The following is an 18,842-nucleotide window of genomic DNA, read 5'->3' as shown; positions in this document are numbered from 1 at the left end:
TTATCGTACAAAACCCCTTGTTTTCATATAAACAAAGGGTTTTTTGACCTCATATTTGTAACATAAATGTTACGGGGCCATCATTGATCAGATGCACCTGCATGTCTGCACCGAATCGGCCACTTGCCACGTTGCCGTGCTGGCCCTTCGCTTGCTGAAAAAGATAGTCGAATAATTCGGCGCCGAGGGCCGGCGGTGCTGCCGTCGAAAAACTCGGGCGCATGCCGTTGCGGGTGTCTGCCGCCAAGGTGAACTGCGACACCAGCAACAATCCACCTCCCACATCCTTCAGCGACAGGTTCATTTTGCCCTGTTCGTCGCTGAACACACGGTAGTTCAGCAGCTTGTGCAACAGCTTATCGGCCTGTTCGCGGGAATCTTCAGGCTCAACCGCCACCAACACCAGCAAACCGTGGTCAATGGCGCCGACCACCTCGCCGGCCACCTCGACCTTTGCGCCGCGCACGCGTTGCAGCAGGCCTTTCACGCTTCTTCCAACGGCAGGTCGAGCAGGCGCCGGGCCATCTGGTCGGCGGCACGCACCAGGGCATCGGTGATGCCAGGCTCGGACGCCGCGTGGCCGGCGTCACGGATCACCTTGAGCTCGCTGTTCGGCCAGGCCTGGTGCAGAGCCCAGGCGTTGTCCAGTGGGCAGATCACGTCGTAGCGGCCATGCACGATCACCGCCGGCAGGTGGGCGATTTTCGGCAGGTCACGAATCAGCTGGTCAGGCTCGAGGAAGGCGTTGTTCATGAAGTAGTGGCATTCGATCCGAGCAATCGACAGCGCCCGCTGCGGCTCGGAGAAGCGGTCGACCACCAGCGGGTTGGGGCGCAGGGTAGCGGTACGGCCCTCCCAGGTGGACCAGGCTTTGGCCGCATGCATCTGGGCGATCTGGTCGTTGCCGGTCAAGCGTTTGTGGAAGGCGCTGACCAGGTCGCCGCGCTCTTCCGGGGGAATCGGCGCGATATAGTCTTGCCAGTAGTCGGGGAACAGGCGGCTGGCACCCTCCTGGTAGAACCACTCGATCTCCTGCGGCCGGCACAGGAAGATGCCGCGCAGGATCAGGCCGTGCACGCGCTCGGGGTGCGTCTGGGCGTAGGCAAGGGCCAGGGTCGAGCCCCACGAGCCGCCGAACAGCACCCATTTGTCGATGCCCAGATGCTCGCGAATGCGCTCCAGGTCCTCGACCAGGTGCCAGGTGGTGTTGTTCTCCAGGCTCGCGTGGGGCGTGGAGCGGCCACAGCCGCGCTGGTCGAAGGTGATGATGCGGTACAGGTTGGGGTCAAAGTAGCAACGGCTCTGCGCGTCGCAACCGGCGCCCGGGCCACCGTGGATGAACACCACGGGCAGCCCCTCTGGCGAGCCACTTTCGTCGACATACAGCACATGCGGCGCTTCCACGGCCAGATCGTGCCGGGCGTAGGGTTTGATCTGCGGGTAGAGGGTCTGCATTGCGCACTCCGTGTGAGGATATTGACTGCCGTTGGGCATCATAAACCTGAATTGCGCTTTGAGCATGTGTCTGAGCGAGATCATCTTATGTGCAGGCCGCAGACTTGGCTCAATAGCATGGGGAGGTCCAGTCAAAGCGAGACTTCCCATGATCGACGCAACCAAACCTGAGGCGCACCGCGATCTTGTCGCCAGCAAGCTACCCGATTGGGTGGCCAATGCCCACCCGGAGCAGCGCCAGCTCATGCGCAGGGCGGCAAGCCAGCGCGATCCCCGATTCGACCGCGCATGCCAGGAAAACCCTGGGGTAGCACAGGCGCTGGTGCAAACCTATGGCCAACACCTGCAGGCACAGCCCAGGCTTGACGCATTGCTGGCAACGGTGCCGCAACTGCAGCAGTTCGCCACTGACCTGCTGTCGAAAGCAATCAGCAAGCGCTTCAACGAGCAGGTCGATGTCTCGAAGACCTACCTGATGAATTTGAGCATGGCTGCCGCTTTCAAAGAGGGGCTCTCCAGCCCCGGCAGCGACCCCTTTGTGACCTCGTCCCGCGCCCTGACCCTCGCTACCCAACCCCTTCTGCACAGCGCACTGCAAAACTTCGAGGCCTTCGAAGCACTGCCTGGAGGCTTGAGCGCCGGCAACAGTGCGTCATACATCCTCGACAGCAATGACGTCAGCCTGGCATCCAAAGCACGAAAGCTGCCCATCGCCGCCGAGGAATTTGCAGCGCTGGCACGCGAACTGGATATCGGCGGCAAGTACCAGGCACTGCTCGATGCTATCGATCCCCCGGCTTCCCAGCCTGACGCCGGGGCCTTTCGCGCAGTGTTCGCAGCCGCCGAGCGCTCCACATTCCATTTGCACGTTCACCACGCCTTTCTGCTTGGCAGAATCGACAAAGCGATCCATGAAACGTTACTTAAGCTCGATAGCGAAAAAAAAGTCGAACATGACGGCCATCCGGTGCTGTGTGGCGGCATCGAACTGTTGCACGTCGCACTCACCGGCGCCCTGACAGTAGGTATCGATGCGCGTGTCCCAACGGGGGCAGGGCGATTCCCGCCTGGCCCTGTATACCCCTATGACGGCTGGCTGGTGCTCTACCTACCCGGCATGCCCGAGCCACTGACCCAGCACGCCTCCAGGGCCCATGCCGAAGCATTCCTGCTCCAGCACTTGCCAGCGTTCCGGCGCCCAGAGGGCCTGCAACTGCTACCCGACCGCCACAAAAGCACGTTCCTCGACAGGCTCACCGACACTCTTGAGCCTTATACCTGGAACGCCAGTGGCCAATATAAAGAGCGTTTGCCCGACCCCGATGCCCAGGTCAGGCTCCACGTGCATCCGTTCACCCAGGCATTTCTGGATGAGCGGGTCACGCAGCGGCAACAACGCCTGAGGGATGACGGCCTGTTCCATGCCGTACCGACGGCAACGCAGGACGGCAAGGCCAGGCAGCGCCTGTTCGGCTACTTCGAGTCCATGGCCCTCCTCAGCCTGAACGTGACTGCGCTGTTCATACCGCCGCTTGGGGCCGTGATGCTCGGCGTAACTGCAGCGCAATTGCTCAATGAAGCCTTCGAGGGTATCGAAAGCTGGCTGGACCGAGACCGGCAGCAAGCGTTCGACTACCTGATGGATGTGATCGACAACGTCGCGATCATGGCTGCGCTGACAGCGACAGCCATGGCACAAGGCCGCCCCGTGGTAGAACGGATACCCGTGGAAACCCCCTCATTCATCGAAGCACTTGAGCCTGTCGCGCTGCCCGGCGGCGAGCGGCGACTGTGGAGGCCCGACCTGGCCCCTTTCGCCCATGACAAGGTGCTGACAGCAGGGCTCAAGCCCGACGAATTCGGTTTGTTTCACCACGATGGCAAGACCTGGCTGCCCATCGAGAACCGGGTTTTCTCGGTCAGGCAAACCGGCAATGGATATCACCTCGAACACCCTGCCCGTGCCACCGGCTATCAACCGCCGGCGCTGCACAACGGTGCAGGGGCGTGGCTGCTGCCCACAGAGCAACCGCGAAGCTGGGCCGGCATGCGCCTGTTCCGCAGGCTTGGGCACCTGCAGGCCAGTTTCAGTGAAGCTGCCACCGCGCAGATACTGCGTGTCAGCGGCACCGACGAGCACATGCTGCGCAATGTTCTGTCTCACAGCCAGCGGCTACCAGCGCTGCTGGAAGACACGATGGAGCGCTTTGCCCTTGATCAGCACATACAGCAGGTACTCCCCGAAGCATCGGTCATGGCACGCAGCGCGGAATTCAGCCGCCGCACCCAGGCAATCATCAACCCCCTTACCCCTCGAGCAGCGCTGCTACGCAGGGTCTACCCGAAACTGCCCGCCACGCTATGCGAGGAACTGGCGCGCAGTGCCTCGTACGCCGAACAACGCATGCTGACTGCTGGCAAGGTGCCTAACCGCCTGGCTGAGGAAGTTCGGCTTTATCAACAACACGTGCGCCTGGCGCGCGCTTACGAAGGCCTCTATCTGCGCTCTGCGCGTAACTGGGACAGCGACCGCCTGGCCCTGCGCATGCTCGAACGGCTGCCAGGCTGGCCCGACGACCTGAGGGTAGAGTTAAACCAACGGCAGGTTTCCCCGGCACAAACCGACAGCATCGGGCCGGTAGGGTCGAGTCGACGGCTATCAATCAACAGCGCCTGGGCCGGCTACCTGCAAACCCCGTCGGCCGATACCCCGGATGAGCAGATCCGCACCCACGACAGCCTGTACGCCGCCGTGTTCGAAGCCTTGACCGGCTCACATAAGTCGGCGCTGGGTATCGAGTCGGCGGCGGCCCTGTACGAACGGGTGCAGAACGCCCCTTTGCTCTCACGCGCTGAACTGCGCAACGTGTTGCACATGCAGCCAGCGGTGTTTCGTTCGCCGATGCGCCTGGCCGATGGGCGCCTGGGCTATCGCCTGAGCGGTGATGGAAAACTGGCAGAGCGGCCGAGCAGAAGCATCTTGTTGTCGCAACTTGACGAGATGACCTTGGCGCCCGAGTTCGCCGTATCATCGGAACGCGTCCTGGTGGCCCTGGAAACCGCTGGCCGGTCGCCCGGGCAGATACAGGCGCGTATCGAGCAACTACGTGCCGAGCACCAGGCACTGCGCCAGAGCCTGGACGAGGCATTCTCCGGGCCCGGCCAGATCGCGGGCCTGGGTGCCAGTCGCGCCAACAGGCAAGAAATCGAAATGGCCCTGTGGCAGCACTGGATTCACAGTGCCGTGCCCGAGCTTGACGAGTCGCCAGGCGTGCTGCGGCTTTCCAGGATGTTCATCGCCGAATTTCCCCGGCAATTGCCTGACTTCATTGGTTTACGGGTCAGCCGCTTGCAACTGGACAACATCGTCCTCGATCACTCGAACGACGGTGCGCTGGCCTGGACAGATTTCGAAGCGCAATTGAGCAACGTGTTCCGGCATTTCCCCAATCTGTTGGCCCTCGAAATCGGCCGTGACTACAACACCCACGCTGGCGCCTCGGGGTTCGCCAACAGCCTGCCGTTGATCGTCAGCAGTTTTCCCCAGCTCGATGAACTGAGGCTGATCAACCAGAACCTGACACTGTACCCGCTGGACCTCGAACGCTTTGCCGCGCGCGAGCAACTGCGCTACCTGGACCTGAGCGGCAACCGTCTCGCCCCCCTCACCCGCTTCAGCTTCCCGGACTGGTACCTGGACTACCTGGGCCTGGACCGGATGGCCCTGGAACAGTGGCCGCAATGGCTCGACGAGGCGGCGCTGGAGCGGATCGGCACCTTGTCGCTGCGGCACAACAACCTCACCTGGGTACCGACGCTGTTGGTGAACAACGCCGAAAGCCTGAACACGCAAACCCAAGTGCTATTGGAAGGCAATGCCCTGCGCCCTGCCCAGTTGCTGGATATGCACCGCAGCCAGACAAGCCTGCGCCGCCGATTCGGTTTCAGCTTCGGGCACACGCTTGTCATCGAGCAATATCAAGCGTTGCGCGACGATCTGGAGCAATGGAGCATGGCCTCTACCTCGTCGGCAGCGCCGGACGATCAAGCGGCAAGCGCCCGAGCCAGGATCGCCCAGTCGACCCTCGATTTCTGGGAACGTCGTGCCCGTGAAGACACCCTGAGCCCCTGGAACCTCGATGACTTCAGGCTCGAAGACTTCCCACCTTCGCTGCCGGCGTTCTTCATCCGCTGCGCCGACATTGTCAGGCTGACCCGCATGCAAGCCACGGCAGAGCAGCTTGACCAGTGGCTTGAACGCTTCACACATATCACCCATTTGACCCTCGACGGCCATGTCCAGCCGCTTTCGCGACTGCCCGAGGCACTGACCCAACTGCCGGCGCTCAGCCGCTTGAGTGTGATCAACCAGGGGTTGGTGATCGACAACCAGGCCATGCGCGTGATCGCACGGATGCCCGCCTTGAGGGAGGTGGATATCTCTGGCAACCGGTTGAGCCCGGAGTTGCGCAGCCTCAATGGCATGGCTCCGCGTCTGGACCGCCTGGCGCTACGCAATATAGGCCTGGAAAGCTGGCCTGACTGGCTGGACAATCTGATGCCCAGGTACACCTTAGACCTGCGGGAAAACCTTCTGACAGCACTTCCCCAGCCGATTCTTGACAACCCGCAAAGCACATTTGGCAGCGTCGCAATCCTGTTGACCGATAACCCGCTGACCACTGAAACGATGCGAACAGCCCATCTTTCGCAGCGCTACGACCGCAGCTACACCTTCGACATGGATTTGCCTTTTGACATCCTCAACGCCTTGCCAGGCGGTATCGAGCCCGACGGCGCCTTCGGCAGCTCGCTGGGCAGCCTTGGCAGCCTTGGCAGTACAGGCAGCACCGGCAGTTACCACCACCATGGCTTCGCCCCCTGGGCACCAATGCTCGCGCTGGATGCCGACCCCTGGCTGGAGGATGCGGGTAGCTTGCGAGCGCCGCGCAACGCGCAGTGGCAGCAACTGCGCCAGGCCGGCGACGCCGACAACCTGCTGCAACTGATCACCCAGCTGACAACTGCCGTGCCCTACCGCAATACCGAAACCCGGGCAGGTATCACCGAGCGTGTCTGGCGTGTGCTGGCCATCACGGCCAGTCAGCCCGATGAGCGGGAGGTGTTCGATGCGATTGCCGCCGAGGCGATCCGCGAGGGGACCTGCCCGGACGGGATCCTGCTGCAGTTCCAACAGGTCGAGCAGATGTGCATGATCGTCCAGGCCGTTCTGGATACGACCGGAGCGGATCGTGAGTCACGCCTCTATCGCTTGCTGCGCCGCCACTTCCGCCAAGAGCGGCTCGATGAAATCGCCAGTTCAAGGTCACTGCACCAGGATGCCGCTGAGGTGCGCCTGGCCTACCGGCGCCTGCTGGCCACACGCCTGGACTTGCTCACCCCCGCTGACGAAATGATGTTCGGCGCCGACGTGAGCTCAATGGACGCCACAGATGCGGCGCTACGTATCTGGGAACAAGAAGAGGGGGAAGACTTTCTGACGTTCGCCGGCATTACGCCCTTCTGGACAGATTATCTGCGCGAAGCTTACGCAGAGGCTTTTGACCGGATCGAAACGAAATTCCAGAGCGCGGTGAACAACCTGCAGTACGACCAGCCAGAGGCGAGCCTGGACGAACTGGAGGCGCCGACCCGCGCGCTGGAGGCTGGGCGTGACCAGCAGGTGGCAAACCTGATCGCCGAGCTGACCATGCGCATTCGGGCCGAGCACCAATAGCCGTTAGCGACCGTAGTGCTCATGCCCCCACTGCACGGTGGTTTCCAGCAGGCGGCGCAAGACCGACTGGGTCGGCTGCGCCAGCTGCTCACGATAAGTGAAAGGCTCCATTTCATCCATGTAGGTGCTCTGCGCCAGCTCCAACTGCACCGCATGGATGTTGTTCGCCGGATCACCGTAATGCCGGGTGATGTGCCCGCCTTTGAAACGGCCATTGAGCACATGGCTGTAGCTTGGCGCTTCGGCACATACGCCCAGCAAGCGGTCGGCCAGTGCCGGATCGCAGCTGGCGCCATTGAAAGTACCCAGGTTGAAGTCCGGCAACTTGCCATCGAACAGGTGCGGGATGTGCGAACGGATGGAATGCGCATCCCACAACAGCGCATAGCCAAACTGCTCGCGCAACCGGTCCAGTTCGCGACGAAGGGTGTCGTGATACGGGCGCCAGATCTGCTCCAGATAGCGATTGCGTTCTTCGCTGGAGGGCGCCAGCCCCTCCTTGAACAGCGGCTCGCCCTCAAACAGCGTGGCCGGGTACAGGCCTGTGGTCGCGCCGGCGTACAGCGGCTTGTCGTCATCCGGGCGGTTCAGGTCAATGACAAAGCGCGAATACTCCGCCGCCACCACGCTGGCCCCCATGTCGCGGGCAAAGTCGTACAACTGTGGGATGTGCCAGTCGGTGTCTGGCAAGCTGCGCGCCTGGGCGACCAGGCCGTCACGCACCGCGTCGCTCAGGCGCAAGCCCGCATGCGGCATGCTGATCAGCAGCGGCAGGCGGCCTTGGTGAAAACTCAGTACCTTGTCCATCGTGCCTCACTCAGTTGGAAATCTCGTTACCCTTGCGCACCACGCGCTTGGGCAGGTCGCCGCCCAGCCAATAGGCCAGGTCGGCGGGGCGTTCGATGTGCCAGGCGACGAAGTCGGCCACCTTGCCCACTTCCAGCGAGCCGTGGCTGTCACCCAGGCCTAGCGCCGTGGCGGCATGCACGGTGACGCCGGCCAAGGCTTCTTCCGGGGTCATGCGGAAACAGGTGCAGCCCATGTTCAGCATCAGCCGCAGCGACAGCCCTGGCGAAGTGCCGGGGTTGAGGTCGCTGGCCAGGGCAATCTTCACCCCGTGACGGCGCAATGCGTCCATGGGCGGTAACTGGGTTTCGCGCAGGAAGTAAAACGCGCCGGGCAGCAGCACCGCGACCGTGCCAGCCTTGGCCATGGCGATGGCATCCTCCTCGGTCATGAACTCAAGGTGGTCGGCCGACAGCGCCTGGTAACGCGCCGCCAGGCTGGAGCCGTGCAGCGACGACAGCTGCTCGGCGTGCAGCTTGACCGGCAGGCCCAGCTCGCGCGCTTTGATGAACAGGCGCTCGACCTGCGCCGGGGAGAACGCCAGGTGCTCGCAGAAGGCATCCACCGCGTCCACCAGGCCCTCGGCGGCCAGCGCCGGCAGCATCTCGTCGCAGATGTGCGCGATGTAATCGTCGGCACGGCCGGCGTACTCCGGCGGCAAGGCGTGGGCGGCCAGGCAGGTGGCGCGCACCGCCAGCGGCAGCTCATCGGCCAGGCGGCGGGCCACGCGCAGCATCTTGCGCTCGTTGGCCAGGTCCAGGCCGTAGCCGGACTTGATCTCAATCGTGGTCACACCATCGCGCATTAACGCCTGAACCCGCTGGCGGGCACTGGCGAACAGCTCGTCCTCGCTCGCCGCGCGGGTGGCCCGCACGGTGCTGGCTATGCCACCGCCCTGCGCGGCGATTTCGGCGTAGCTCACGCCCTGCAGGCGCTGCTCGAACTCGCCGCTACGGTTGCCACCGAACACGGCGTGGGTGTGGCAGTCGATCAGCCCGGGGGTGACCCAGGCGCCGCCCAGGTCCACGGTGCGGTCAGCGTCGACCGGCGCCAGTTCGGCTCGTGGACCGATCCATTCGATCAGGCCGGCGCTGGTGACGATGGCCGCGTCCTCGATGGCCGAGTAACGGCCCTCGGCCATGGTTGCCACATGGCAATGCTGCCAGAGGGTTCTCATGCACAATCTCCTTTGCTAGCGGTGCAGCTCGACCGGCTCTGCTACCGGCTTGCCCTGCCCTGCGCGCGGCTTGCACCACAGCAGGTAGGACGCCACCAGAAACACCACCCAGACCACGCCGACGATCAATGCCGGCTGGGAATCGGGGAAGTACCCGAGCACGCCAAAGATGAACACCATGAACGCAATGGCCATGGCTGGGCCGTAAGGCCAGAACGGTACCGGGAACTGCAGCTGCGCCACCTGCTCACGGCTCATGCTGCGGCGCATGGCCACCTGGGTAAGCAGGATCATCAGCCACACCCACACGGTGGCGAAGGTGGCGATCGAAGCAATCAGCAGGAACACGTTTTCCGGGATCAGGTAGTTGAGCAGCACGCCAATCAGCAGCGCGGCGCCCATCACCACCACGGTCATCCATGGCACACCGTGCTTCGACAGCTTGCCGAAGCTGCGTGGCGCATGCCCTTGATGGGCCAGGCCATACATCATGCGGCCAGCACCGAAGATGTCGCTGTTGATGGCAGAAATTGCGGCGGAAATCACCACCACGTTCAGCACTGCGGCGGCAGAGCCAATCCCCAGGTTGCTGAAGATCTGCACGAACGGGCTACCTTCGCTGCCGATCTGCGGCCACGGGTACAGGCACATCAGCACGAACAGGGTGAGCACATAGAACAGCAGAATGCGCAGGGGCACGGCGTTGATTGCCTTGGGGATGACCCGCTGCGGGTCCTTGGCTTCACCAGCAGTAACACCAATGATCTCGATGCCGCCGAAGGCAAACATCACCACGGCAAAAGAGGCGATCAGCCCGCTCACGCCATTGGGCATGAAGCCGCCATGGTCGAACAGGTTGCTCACACCCACGGCGTGCCCGGAACCCACTTGGCTGAAGCCGAAAGCCATGATGCCGAGGCCGGCCAGGATCATCGCGACGATGGCGCCGACCTTGAGCAGCGACAGCCAGAACTCCATCTCGCCGAACACTTTGACGTTGCACAGGTTCAGGCCGCCAATCAGGAAGACGATGCCCAGGACCCAGATCCAGCGGGCCACTTCCGGGAACCAGAAGCCCATGTAGATCCCGAAGGCGGTGACGTCGGCGATGGCGACAATGACCATCTCGAAGGCGTAGGTCCAGCCGAGGATAAAGCCGGCCATGGGGCCGAGGTAGGTGCTGGCATAGTGGCCGAAGGAGCCGGCAACCGGGTTGTGCACGGCCATTTCGCCGAGCGCGCGCATGACCATGAACACGGCGGCGCCGCCGATCAGGTAGGCCAGCAGCACGGCTGGGCCGGCCATCTGGATGGCCGAGGCAGAGCCGTAGAAAAGCCCGGTTCCGATCGCGGAACCGAGGGCCATGAAACGGATGTGGCGGGCATTTAGCCCGCGCTTGAGACCTTGAGCTTGTTGCATGTCACGTCCTTAAATTGTTTTTGTGGTCGTGAGATCGAGGGGCTTCTTGCAGCCCTTTCGCGGGAAAAGCCCGCTCCCACAGGTACCGCGCAGGTCTGAAACCTTTGGTACTCCTGTGGGAGCGGGCTTGTCCCGCAAATGGGCCGCACAGCGGCCCCAGAGGGCATTACAGGCTTGGCAGCACACCCGCCGGCAGCAGACCGGTCAGGCTACCCTTGGCCAACAGTTCCACAGCCTTTTCGATGTCCGGCGCAAAGAAACGGTCACGGTCGTAATGCGGTACTTCGCTGCGCAGCGCCTTGCGCGCCTGCTCCAGCTTGGCCGAAGTCTTCAGGCCTTTGCGCAGGTCCAGGCCCTGGCACGCGCCCAGCCATTCGATGGCCAGTACGCCACGGGTGTTATCGGCCATTTCCCACAGGCGCTTGCCGGCAGCCGGAGCCATCGATACGTGGTCTTCCTGGTTGGCCGAGGTTGGCAGGCTATCGACACTGTGCGGATGCGACAGGGCCTTGTTCTCGCTGGCCAGGGCTGCTGCGGTGACCTGAGCGATCATGAAGCCGGAGTTGACCCCACCGTTTTCCACCAGGAACGGCGGCAGCTGGGACATGTGCTTGTCCATCATCAGCGAGATGCGGCGCTCGCTGAGCGAGCCGATTTCGGCGATAGCCAAGGCCAGGTTGTCGGCGGCCATGGCGACTGGCTCTGCGTGGAAGTTGCCACCGGAAATCACGTCACCTTCGGCCGCGAACACCAGTGGGTTATCCGACACGGCGTTGGCTTCGATGCCCAGTACCTCGGCGGCCTGGCGCAGCTGGGTCAGGCATGCGCCCATCACCTGTGGCTGGCAGCGCAGCGAGTACGGGTCCTGGACCTTGTCGCAGTTCTTGTGCGACAGCGACACTTCGCTGGCATCGCCCAGCAGGTCGCGGAAGCAGGCAGCGGTGTCGATCTGGCCGCGCTGGCCACGCGCCTCATGGATACGCGCATCGAACGGCGAACGCGAGCCCAGTACGGCTTCGACGCTCAGGCCGCCGCAGGCAATGGCCGCAGCGTACAAGTCTTCGGCCTGGAACAGGCCACGCAGGGCATAGGCAGTAGACGCCTGGGTGCCGTTGAGCAGGGCCAGGCCCTCCTTGGCAGCCAGGGTCAGCGGTTCGAGGCCGGCAACCGCCAGGGCTTCGGTGGCCGACAGCCATTGGCCCTTGTAGCGGGCTTTGCCTTCGCCCAGTAGCACCAGCGACATGTGCGCCAGCGGCGCCAGGTCACCGGAAGCCCCCACCGAGCCTTTCAGCGGGATGTGCGGGTAGACTTCGGCGTTGACCAGGGTGATCAGCGCGTCGATGACTTTGCGGCGAATGCCGGAGAAGCCACGGCTCAGGCTGTTGATTTTCAGCACCATGATCAACCGTACCAGGTCGTCATCCAGCGGCGCGCCGATACCGGCGGCGTGGGACAGCACCAGCGAGCGCTGCAGGTTTTCCAGGTCGTGGCTGGCGATGCGGGTCGAGGCCAGCAGGCCGAAACCGGTGTTGATGCCGTAGGCAGTGCGGTCCTCGGCAATGATCTGCTCGACACAGGCGACGCTGGCGTCAATGGCCGGTGCGGCGCTGGCATCCAGTTGCAGGCGCACGGGTGCGGCGTAGATTGCGCGCAGCTGGGCCAGGGTCAGGGTGCCGGGCTTGAGGGTGAGTTCGGTCACGTTACTACTCCAAATCGCGTGGAGCCGCAGACCCGTTCGTGGGTGCCTGCGCGCTCCTTCTTGTTGTTCAGTATCACCCCTTGCAGGGTGCGATCCAAAGCGTGGCTATCAGCCAGTGATCATCGGCAGGTCCAGGCCCTGCTCCTTGGCGCAGTCGATGGCGATGTCATAACCGGCATCTGCGTGGCGCATGACGCCAGTCCCTGGGTCGTTGGTCAGTACACGGGCGATGCGCTCGGCAGCTTCGTCGGTGCCGTCGCAGACGATGACCATGCCCGAATGCTGCGAGAAGCCCATGCCTACGCCACCGCCGTGGTGCAGCGACACCCAGGTGGCGCCGCCTGCAGTGTTCAGCAGGGCATTGAGCAGCGGCCAGTCGGAAACAGCGTCCGAGCCGTCACGCATGGCTTCGGTTTCGCGGTTGGGGCTGGATACCGAACCCGAGTCCAGGTGGTCACGGCCGATCACCACCGGCGCCGACAGCTCGCCGCTGCGGACCATCTCGTTGAACGCCAGGCCCAGCTTGGCGCGCAGGCCCAGGCCAACCCAGCAGATACGTGCCGGCAGGCCCTGGAAGCTGATGCGCTCGCGGGCCATGTCCAGCCAGCGGTGCAGGTGGGCGTCGTCGGGGATCAGTTCCTTGACCTTGGCGTCGGTCTTGTAGATGTCCTCGGCCTCGCCAGACAGCGCCGCCCAGCGGAACGGGCCGACGCCGCGGCAGAACAGTGGGCGGATATAGGCCGGAACGAAGCCCGGGAAGTCGAAGGCATTGGCTACGCCCTCTTCCTTGGCCATCTGGCGGATGTTGTTGCCATAATCGAAGGTCGGGACGCCCTGCTTCTGGAAGTCCAGCATGGCCTGCACGTGCACGGCCATCGACTGCTTGGCGGCCTTGACCACTGCAGCCGGTTCGGTCTGCGCGCGGTCGCGGTACTGTTCCCAGGTCCAGCCGGCAGGCAGGTAACCGTTGAGCGGGTCGTGGGCGCTGGTCTGGTCGGTGACCATGTCCGGGCGCACGCCACGCTTGACCAGTTCTGGCAGGATTTCGGCAGCGTTGCCCAACAGGGCGATGGAGATGGCTTTGCCTTCGGCGGTGTACTTGGCGATGCGTGCCAGGGCGTCATCGAGGTCGGTAGCCTGCTCGTCGACGTAGCGGCTGCTCAGGCGGAAGTCGATGCGGCTCTGCTGGCATTCGATGTTCAGCGAGCAAGCGCCGGCCAGGGTGGCAGCCAATGGCTGGGCGCCGCCCATGCCGCCGAGGCCTGCGGTGAGTACCCACTTGCCTTTCAGGCTGCCACCGTAGTGCTGGCGACCGGCTTCGACGAAGGTTTCGTAAGTGCCCTGGACGATGCCTTGGCTGCCGATGTAGATCCAGCTGCCGGCGGTCATCTGGCCGTACATGGCCAGGCCCTTGGCGTCCAGTTCGTTGAAGTGCTCCCAGTTGGCCCAGTGCGGCACCAGGTTGGAGTTGGCGATCAGCACGCGCGGGGCATTGCTGTGGGTCTTGAACACGCCGACCGGCTTGCCCGACTGCACCAGCAGGGTTTCGTCGTCTTCCAGGCGGGTCAGGGTTTCGACGATCTTGTCGTAGCATTCCCAGTTACGGGCAGCGCGGCCAATACCGCCGTACACCACCAGCTCTTTCGGGTTTTCCGCAACCTGTGGGTCGAGGTTGTTCATCAGCATGCGCAGTGGCGCTTCGGTCAGCCAGCTTTTGGCGGTCAGCTTGTTGCCACGTGGGGCACGGATTTCAACGTCACGGTATTTGTTGTTGTCGGTCACGGGAAAGGTCCTCTGCGGTCGTCCGCGGGCGGGTATGTCGTGGTCAATATACAAACACACCTTTACTTGTATGTACAAGCATGGACAACCAAAATAATCGGACTGATCCGCTGATTGGCTCGGAAAACAACGGGGCCGCTGCGCGACCCTTCGCGGGCTTGCCCGCTCCCACAGAGAATTTCACAGCCTTCGAGGCTTGCGCTGGACCTGTGGGAGCGGGCAAGCCCGCGAAGGGCTGCGCAGCAGCCCCGGCTATCTCAATTTGGAATGAGTTCGATCAGGCAGCACCGCCCCTGCACATCCAGTCCCAGCAACTCATCGTTGCCTTCCAGCCGCAGGCAGTCATACAACCCCAGCCGCTGCATCTCGCGCCCGGCAATGGCCACCTCGACCTGATTACTGGCCGCAAACAGCAACACCGTCGAAGCCGAGCTATACACCTTGCTGGTCCCATCCAGCCACTGCAGCCTCGCCCGATACCGCTGCGGCGCATAGATCAGGTTGAAATCGCGAATCGCCCCACCCAGCAGCTTGCAGCTGACCTGGCTCTCGCCACTGAAGGCAAACGCATCGAACGGCAACAGCGGTCGGCTGGCTTGGCCGTCGACCTGCAAGCGCATGCCATCGCCCTGCAACACGGTGATGATCCGCTGGTAACCGGCAAAGGTGGAAAAGCCACCCGACTCCTCGATATCGGCAATCGACAGGCGCCAGCCAAAGCCGTCCAGGCCTTCGCCACTGTCGCGGGTGATCTCTTCGGTGAAACCGCCGCCGTTCTTCCACGGCATGCGCGGGTAATCCTGCGCGCGCAACAACTGCAACTGGCTCATTTGCTGAAACGTCCTTCCAGGCGATGACGGGAACCGGGGTGAATCAGCCGTGCAGCGGTCACCGGCTGACGACCGGACCAGGTACGCCGGCGAATCAGCAGACAAGGTTCGCCACGCTCGATCTGCAACAGCCGACACTCTTCTGGCTCGGCGAGGATCGCCTCGACCACGTGCTCGCCTTCGGTCAATGGCGCCACCTGAGACAGGTAGGCGTACGGTGTCTGCCGGGTGAAATCCTGCTTGAGGTAGTCGGGTGCGATCGCCGCGTTGACGTAGCGGTCCTCGATCTGCACCGGCACACCGTTCTCGAAATGCACGATCAGCGAGTGGAACACCCGCTGGCCTTCGCGCATGTCCAGGGCCAGGGCCCGCTCGGAACCGGCGGCTTCCTCGTTGAGGGTGATCACCTGGCAGCTATGCTGGTGGCCACGCGCGGCGATTTCGTCGGCAATGTTGTTGACCTCGAACAACGCCGAACGGCCTTTGGGCTCAGCCACGAACGTACCCACCCCTTGCATGCGCACCAGCAGACCATCGGCGGTGAGTTCGCGCAGGGCACGGTTGATGGTCATGCGGCTGAAGCCCAGCTCGCTGACCAGTTCGCTCTCCGAGGGGACCCGGTGATGGGGGGGCCAGCTGCCGTTGTCGATCTGCTGGATGATCATCTGTTTGACCCGGGCATAGAGCGGCGCCGGGCCCTCGCCCATCTGGGCAACCAGCGCGGAGACAGGAGGTGTCGGCACGGCGTTGAGTCCTTTGCAATGGAATGAGCGGTAGCTTGCCGCAGTTTACCCGGCAGGCAAACGCCTGTATATGTATATACAAGTTAACAATAACAGGATTTCCCCGATGTCCGCCTACTTCGCCGATCGCGCCTTGCTACCTACAGGCTGGGCCAGCCATGTCCGTATCGAGGTGGCCAGCGATGGCCATGTGTCCCGCATCGAGCCGGGCGCTTCGGCCGAAGGCGCCGAGCGCCTGGCCGGCCCGTTGCTGCCCGGCATGCCCAACCTGCACTCGCATGCCTTCCAGCGTGCCATGGCGGGTCTGGCGGAAGTCGCCGGCAACCCCAATGACAGCTTCTGGACCTGGCGCGACCTGATGTACCGCCTGGTCGGGCAGATCAGCCCGGACCAGTTGCAGGTCATCGCCCGGCAGCTGTACATCGAAATGCTGAAGGCCGGCTACACCTCGGTGGCCGAATTCCATTACGTGCACCACGATCAGGCTGGCAAGGCTTACGCCGACCCGGCCGAACTGTCCCGCCGCATCAGCGCCGCTGCGGCCGATAGTGGCATTGGCCTGACGCTGTTGCCGGTGCTGTACAGCCATGCCGGGTTCGGCGGCCAGGCCGCCAATGACGGCCAGCGGCGCTTCATCAACTCCACCGAACAGTATCTGCAACTGCAAGCGCAACTGGCCCCGCTGCTGGCCGCGCAACCCGCGCAGCAACTGGGCCTGTGCTTCCACTCGCTGCGTGCGGTGACGCCGGGGCAGATCGCCGAAGTGCTGGCGGCCAGCAACGCACAATGCCCGGTGCATATTCATATCGCCGAGCAGCAGAAGGAAGTGGACGACTGCCTGGCCTGGAGCGGCCTGCGCCCGCTGCAATGGCTGTACGAGCATGTGGATGTAGACCCCCGCTGGTGCCTGGTGCATGCCACCCATGCCGAGCCGGATGAAGTCACCGCCATGGCCCGCAGTGGCGCGGTGGCAGGGTTGTGCCTGACCACAGAGGCCAACCTGGGCGACGGGATTTTCCCGGCGGTGGACTTCCTGGCCCAGGGCGGGCGCATGGGTATTGGCTCGGACAGCCATGTGTCGCTAAGCGTGGTAGAAGAACTGCGCTGGCTGGAATACGGCCAGCGGCTGCGCGACCAGCGACGCAACCGCCTGTACCGCGGCGACCAGCCGATGGTCGGGCGCACGTTGTATGACGCCGCGCTGGCGGGCGGTGCGCAGGCACTGGGGCAAGCGGTCGGGGAACTGGCCGTGGGCAAGCGTGCCGACTGGCTGGTACTGGATGGACAGGACCCTTATATCGCCCTGGCGAATGGCGATGCCATTCTCAATCGCTGGCTGTTTGCCGGGGGTGATCGCCAGGTGCGCGATGTGATGGTGAATGGGCAATGGGTGGTGCGCCAGGGGCGGCATTCGCAGGAAGAGGAAAGCGCGCGGGCGTTTGCCGGGGTGTTGCGGCAGCTTTTGGGTTAGGTGTACTGGGGCTGCTTTGCAGCCCCGGAAAATCAGTGCATTTTTACGATTTGCTGATCGGACGCACGCCAGATCAGGCGGCTGGTGTCATAACCTTGCTGCCGCGCTTTGGACAGCAGGCTTTCACGCTCCCAGGCCGGTAGTGTCGGCGTGCGTGACAAAATCCACAGGTACTTGCGGTCCGGGCTGCCAACGACTGCCGTGCGGTAGTGATCGTCCACGTACAGGATCCAGTATTCCCCCCGAGCTACACCAGGCACCAGCTTGGTAAACCAGTTATCGAACTCTACCCACAGCTTGTCGGTGTGCCCCGGTTCCTGAATGTTGGCATGCCCTTCAGCGCGCAGCCATTCGTCACCCATGGTGCGACAGCGGTTGAGTACGCCATAGCTACCATCAGGTTTGAGGTTGTAATGGGCCTCGGACTGTTCGCAACCTTCCTGATAGCGCATGGGCAGGCGCGCCAGTTCGTACCATTTGCCCTGATAGCGCTTGAGGTCGACATTGCCAGCGGTTTTCGGCGCCAGCGGGTCGTGCACGGAGCCTGCACACCCCCCCAGCAACAACGCCAGGCATACGCCCATCAGCAGGTATAAACGCCTCATTTGAGCCCCTGCCCTGAATACATCAGCACCTTGTCAGCCGCGTACTGCACGCTGATGAAGCTCTTCTCGTCCCCCCAGGTGCAGCTGCTCATACCCAACGCGCCAGAGCACTCGGTCGGCGTGCCGAGCAACTGCTCGATCTCGGCCTTGTTCATACCGGCCTTGATCCTGGAATAGTTTTCCTGATTGATCTTGCTGCAGGCAGTCAGAACGACGCACAGCGACAACAGGGCGAGGGAACGCAACGACATGAAGGACACTCCTGGAGAGATGAGACAGGCGAGTGGCCTGCAGTGACCTTCGACGTGAAAATCCCTCCCAGGTTCCCTGCCCCACCCTGTTTGCCCCTACACCATTGGTCGGATGGCCACTACTGTGCGATTAATCACAAAGCATTAATCATCGCCCAATAAAAAAGCCGCCCCTGTAGGGGCGGCCTTGTATCACGATCGGGCTGCGCAGCAGGCACCCTGCGGCCTCAGAACCGAGACCCGGGCTCCAGCAGAAAGTCCATCTCTTCGCTGGTACTCGGACGCTCCAGCACCAGGTTGCGGTGCGGAAAGCGCCCGAACCGGGCGATTACCCGCTGGTGCTGCTCGGCGTAGTCGAGGAAGCCTTCGAACAACCGGCGGTTGGCCTCGGGCTGCTCGTCCAGCAGCGTCTGGTAGCGCTCCACGCACAGGTTCTGCCAGTCCAGCACCTCGGCATGCTCCAACACCAGCAGCACGAACACCCGCTGGATCGGCAGCAGCTGGTAGTCCCAGCCCTTCTGCAGGCCCTGCATGGCCACCACCTGGGCACGCCGGTCGCCCTCGAAGGCGCGCGGCGTGTCGCGGTAGATCATGCGTGGCAGCTGGTCCAGCAGAATCAGCAGGCCCAGCCAGCCCTGCGGGCTTTGCTGCCACTCGTCCAGCCCGCCCGCCAGGGCCTGCTCGACCAACTCGCCAAACAGCGCATGGGCATCGGCATCGTAATGCTTGCCGAACCACAGCGTGTTTTTCTCGTCAGCCACGGCCTGGGCATTAATGCCCCAACCGAACCACCATTCCAGCAACGGCTGCCAAGGTGCGAGCATGGT

Annotated in this window: 14 protein-coding genes; 2 read left to right on the top strand and 12 right to left on the bottom strand. The window is 63.2% G+C overall.

Features of this window, described 5'->3' with window-relative positions:
* Positions 1-49: 49 nt before the first annotated feature.
* Together dtd and pip are read right to left on the bottom strand one after the other, a co-directional pair.
* Positions 50-487: a D-aminoacyl-tRNA deacylase gene (gene dtd / locus P0Y58_04155; GenBank protein WEK31397.1), complete on the bottom strand. Its 438-nt coding sequence runs from the start codon at positions 485-487 to the stop codon at positions 50-52.
* A complete protein-coding gene (gene pip / locus P0Y58_04150) occupies positions 484-1,455 on the bottom strand; it encodes a prolyl aminopeptidase (protein WEK31396.1) in 972 nt (323 codons plus the stop codon). Before pip ends, dtd begins: the two co-directional genes overlap by 4 nt.
* A 148-nt stretch (positions 1,456-1,603) precedes the next feature.
* Here pip and P0Y58_04145 point away from each other — a divergent pair, with 148 nt between their 5' ends.
* A complete protein-coding gene (locus P0Y58_04145; GenBank protein ID WEK31395.1) occupies positions 1,604-7,192 on the top strand; it encodes an NEL-type E3 ubiquitin ligase domain-containing protein in 5,589 nt (1,862 codons plus the stop codon).
* Positions 7,193-7,195: 3 nt separating this feature from the next.
* Here the strand turns inward: P0Y58_04145 and hutG are convergent, their stop codons facing one another.
* The 7 genes from hutG to hutC form a co-directional block, all read right to left on the bottom strand.
* Complete coding sequence (gene hutG, locus P0Y58_04140) at positions 7,196-7,999, bottom strand: N-formylglutamate deformylase (protein WEK31394.1); 804 nt, start codon at positions 7,997-7,999, stop codon at positions 7,196-7,198.
* A 10-nt stretch (positions 8,000-8,009) separates the two neighbouring features.
* Positions 8,010-9,215 (bottom strand): imidazolonepropionase, encoded by a 1,206-nt coding sequence (gene hutI, locus P0Y58_04135; protein ID WEK31393.1) that lies wholly within the window; start codon positions 9,213-9,215, stop codon positions 8,010-8,012.
* Between the two features lie 15 nt (positions 9,216-9,230).
* Positions 9,231-10,634, bottom strand: a complete 1,404-nt coding sequence (locus P0Y58_04130; protein ID WEK31392.1) for an amino acid permease — start codon at positions 10,632-10,634, stop codon at positions 9,231-9,233.
* A gap of 166 nt (positions 10,635-10,800) precedes the next feature.
* Positions 10,801-12,333, bottom strand: a complete 1,533-nt coding sequence (gene hutH, locus P0Y58_04125; protein WEK31391.1) for a histidine ammonia-lyase — start codon at positions 12,331-12,333, stop codon at positions 10,801-10,803.
* A gap of 108 nt (positions 12,334-12,441) precedes the next feature.
* Positions 12,442-14,115, bottom strand: a complete 1,674-nt coding sequence (gene hutU, locus P0Y58_04120; protein ID WEK31390.1) for a urocanate hydratase — start codon at positions 14,113-14,115, stop codon at positions 12,442-12,444.
* Positions 14,116-14,372: 257 nt separating this feature from the next.
* Positions 14,373-14,945: a HutD family protein gene (locus tag P0Y58_04115; protein WEK31389.1), complete on the bottom strand. Its 573-nt coding sequence runs from the start codon at positions 14,943-14,945 to the stop codon at positions 14,373-14,375.
* Entirely contained in the window at positions 14,942-15,652 is a 711-nt protein-coding gene (gene hutC / locus P0Y58_04110; GenBank protein ID WEK33271.1) for a histidine utilization repressor, read from the bottom strand. The genes P0Y58_04115 and hutC overlap by 4 nt, the downstream gene beginning before the upstream one ends.
* Before the next feature lie 142 nt (positions 15,653-15,794).
* Between hutC and P0Y58_04105 the strand changes: the two genes are divergently transcribed.
* A complete protein-coding gene (locus tag P0Y58_04105; GenBank protein WEK31388.1) occupies positions 15,795-17,159 on the top strand; it encodes a formimidoylglutamate deiminase in 1,365 nt (454 codons plus the stop codon).
* 32 nt (positions 17,160-17,191) lie between these two features.
* On the opposite strand, the gene P0Y58_04100 is transcribed toward P0Y58_04105, so the two are convergent.
* The 3 genes from P0Y58_04100 to P0Y58_04090 form a co-directional block, all read right to left on the bottom strand.
* Positions 17,192-17,764: a lipocalin family protein gene (locus P0Y58_04100; GenBank protein WEK31387.1), complete on the bottom strand. Its 573-nt coding sequence runs from the start codon at positions 17,762-17,764 to the stop codon at positions 17,192-17,194.
* Positions 17,761-18,015, bottom strand: coding sequence for an outer membrane protein assembly factor BamE (gene bamE / locus P0Y58_04095; protein WEK31386.1), 255 nt, complete (start codon positions 18,013-18,015; stop codon positions 17,761-17,763). The genes P0Y58_04100 and bamE overlap by 4 nt, the downstream gene beginning before the upstream one ends.
* 227 nt (positions 18,016-18,242) lie before the next feature.
* Positions 18,243-18,839, bottom strand: coding sequence for a DUF924 domain-containing protein (locus P0Y58_04090; GenBank protein ID WEK31385.1), 597 nt, complete (start codon positions 18,837-18,839; stop codon positions 18,243-18,245).
* Positions 18,840-18,842: the final 3 nt, after the last annotated feature.

Source organism: Candidatus Pseudomonas phytovorans (assembly GCA_029202525.1).
Lineage (GTDB): Bacteria > Pseudomonadota > Gammaproteobacteria > Pseudomonadales > Pseudomonadaceae > Aquipseudomonas > Aquipseudomonas phytovorans.
This window is presented reverse-complemented; position numbering and strand designations above follow the sequence as displayed.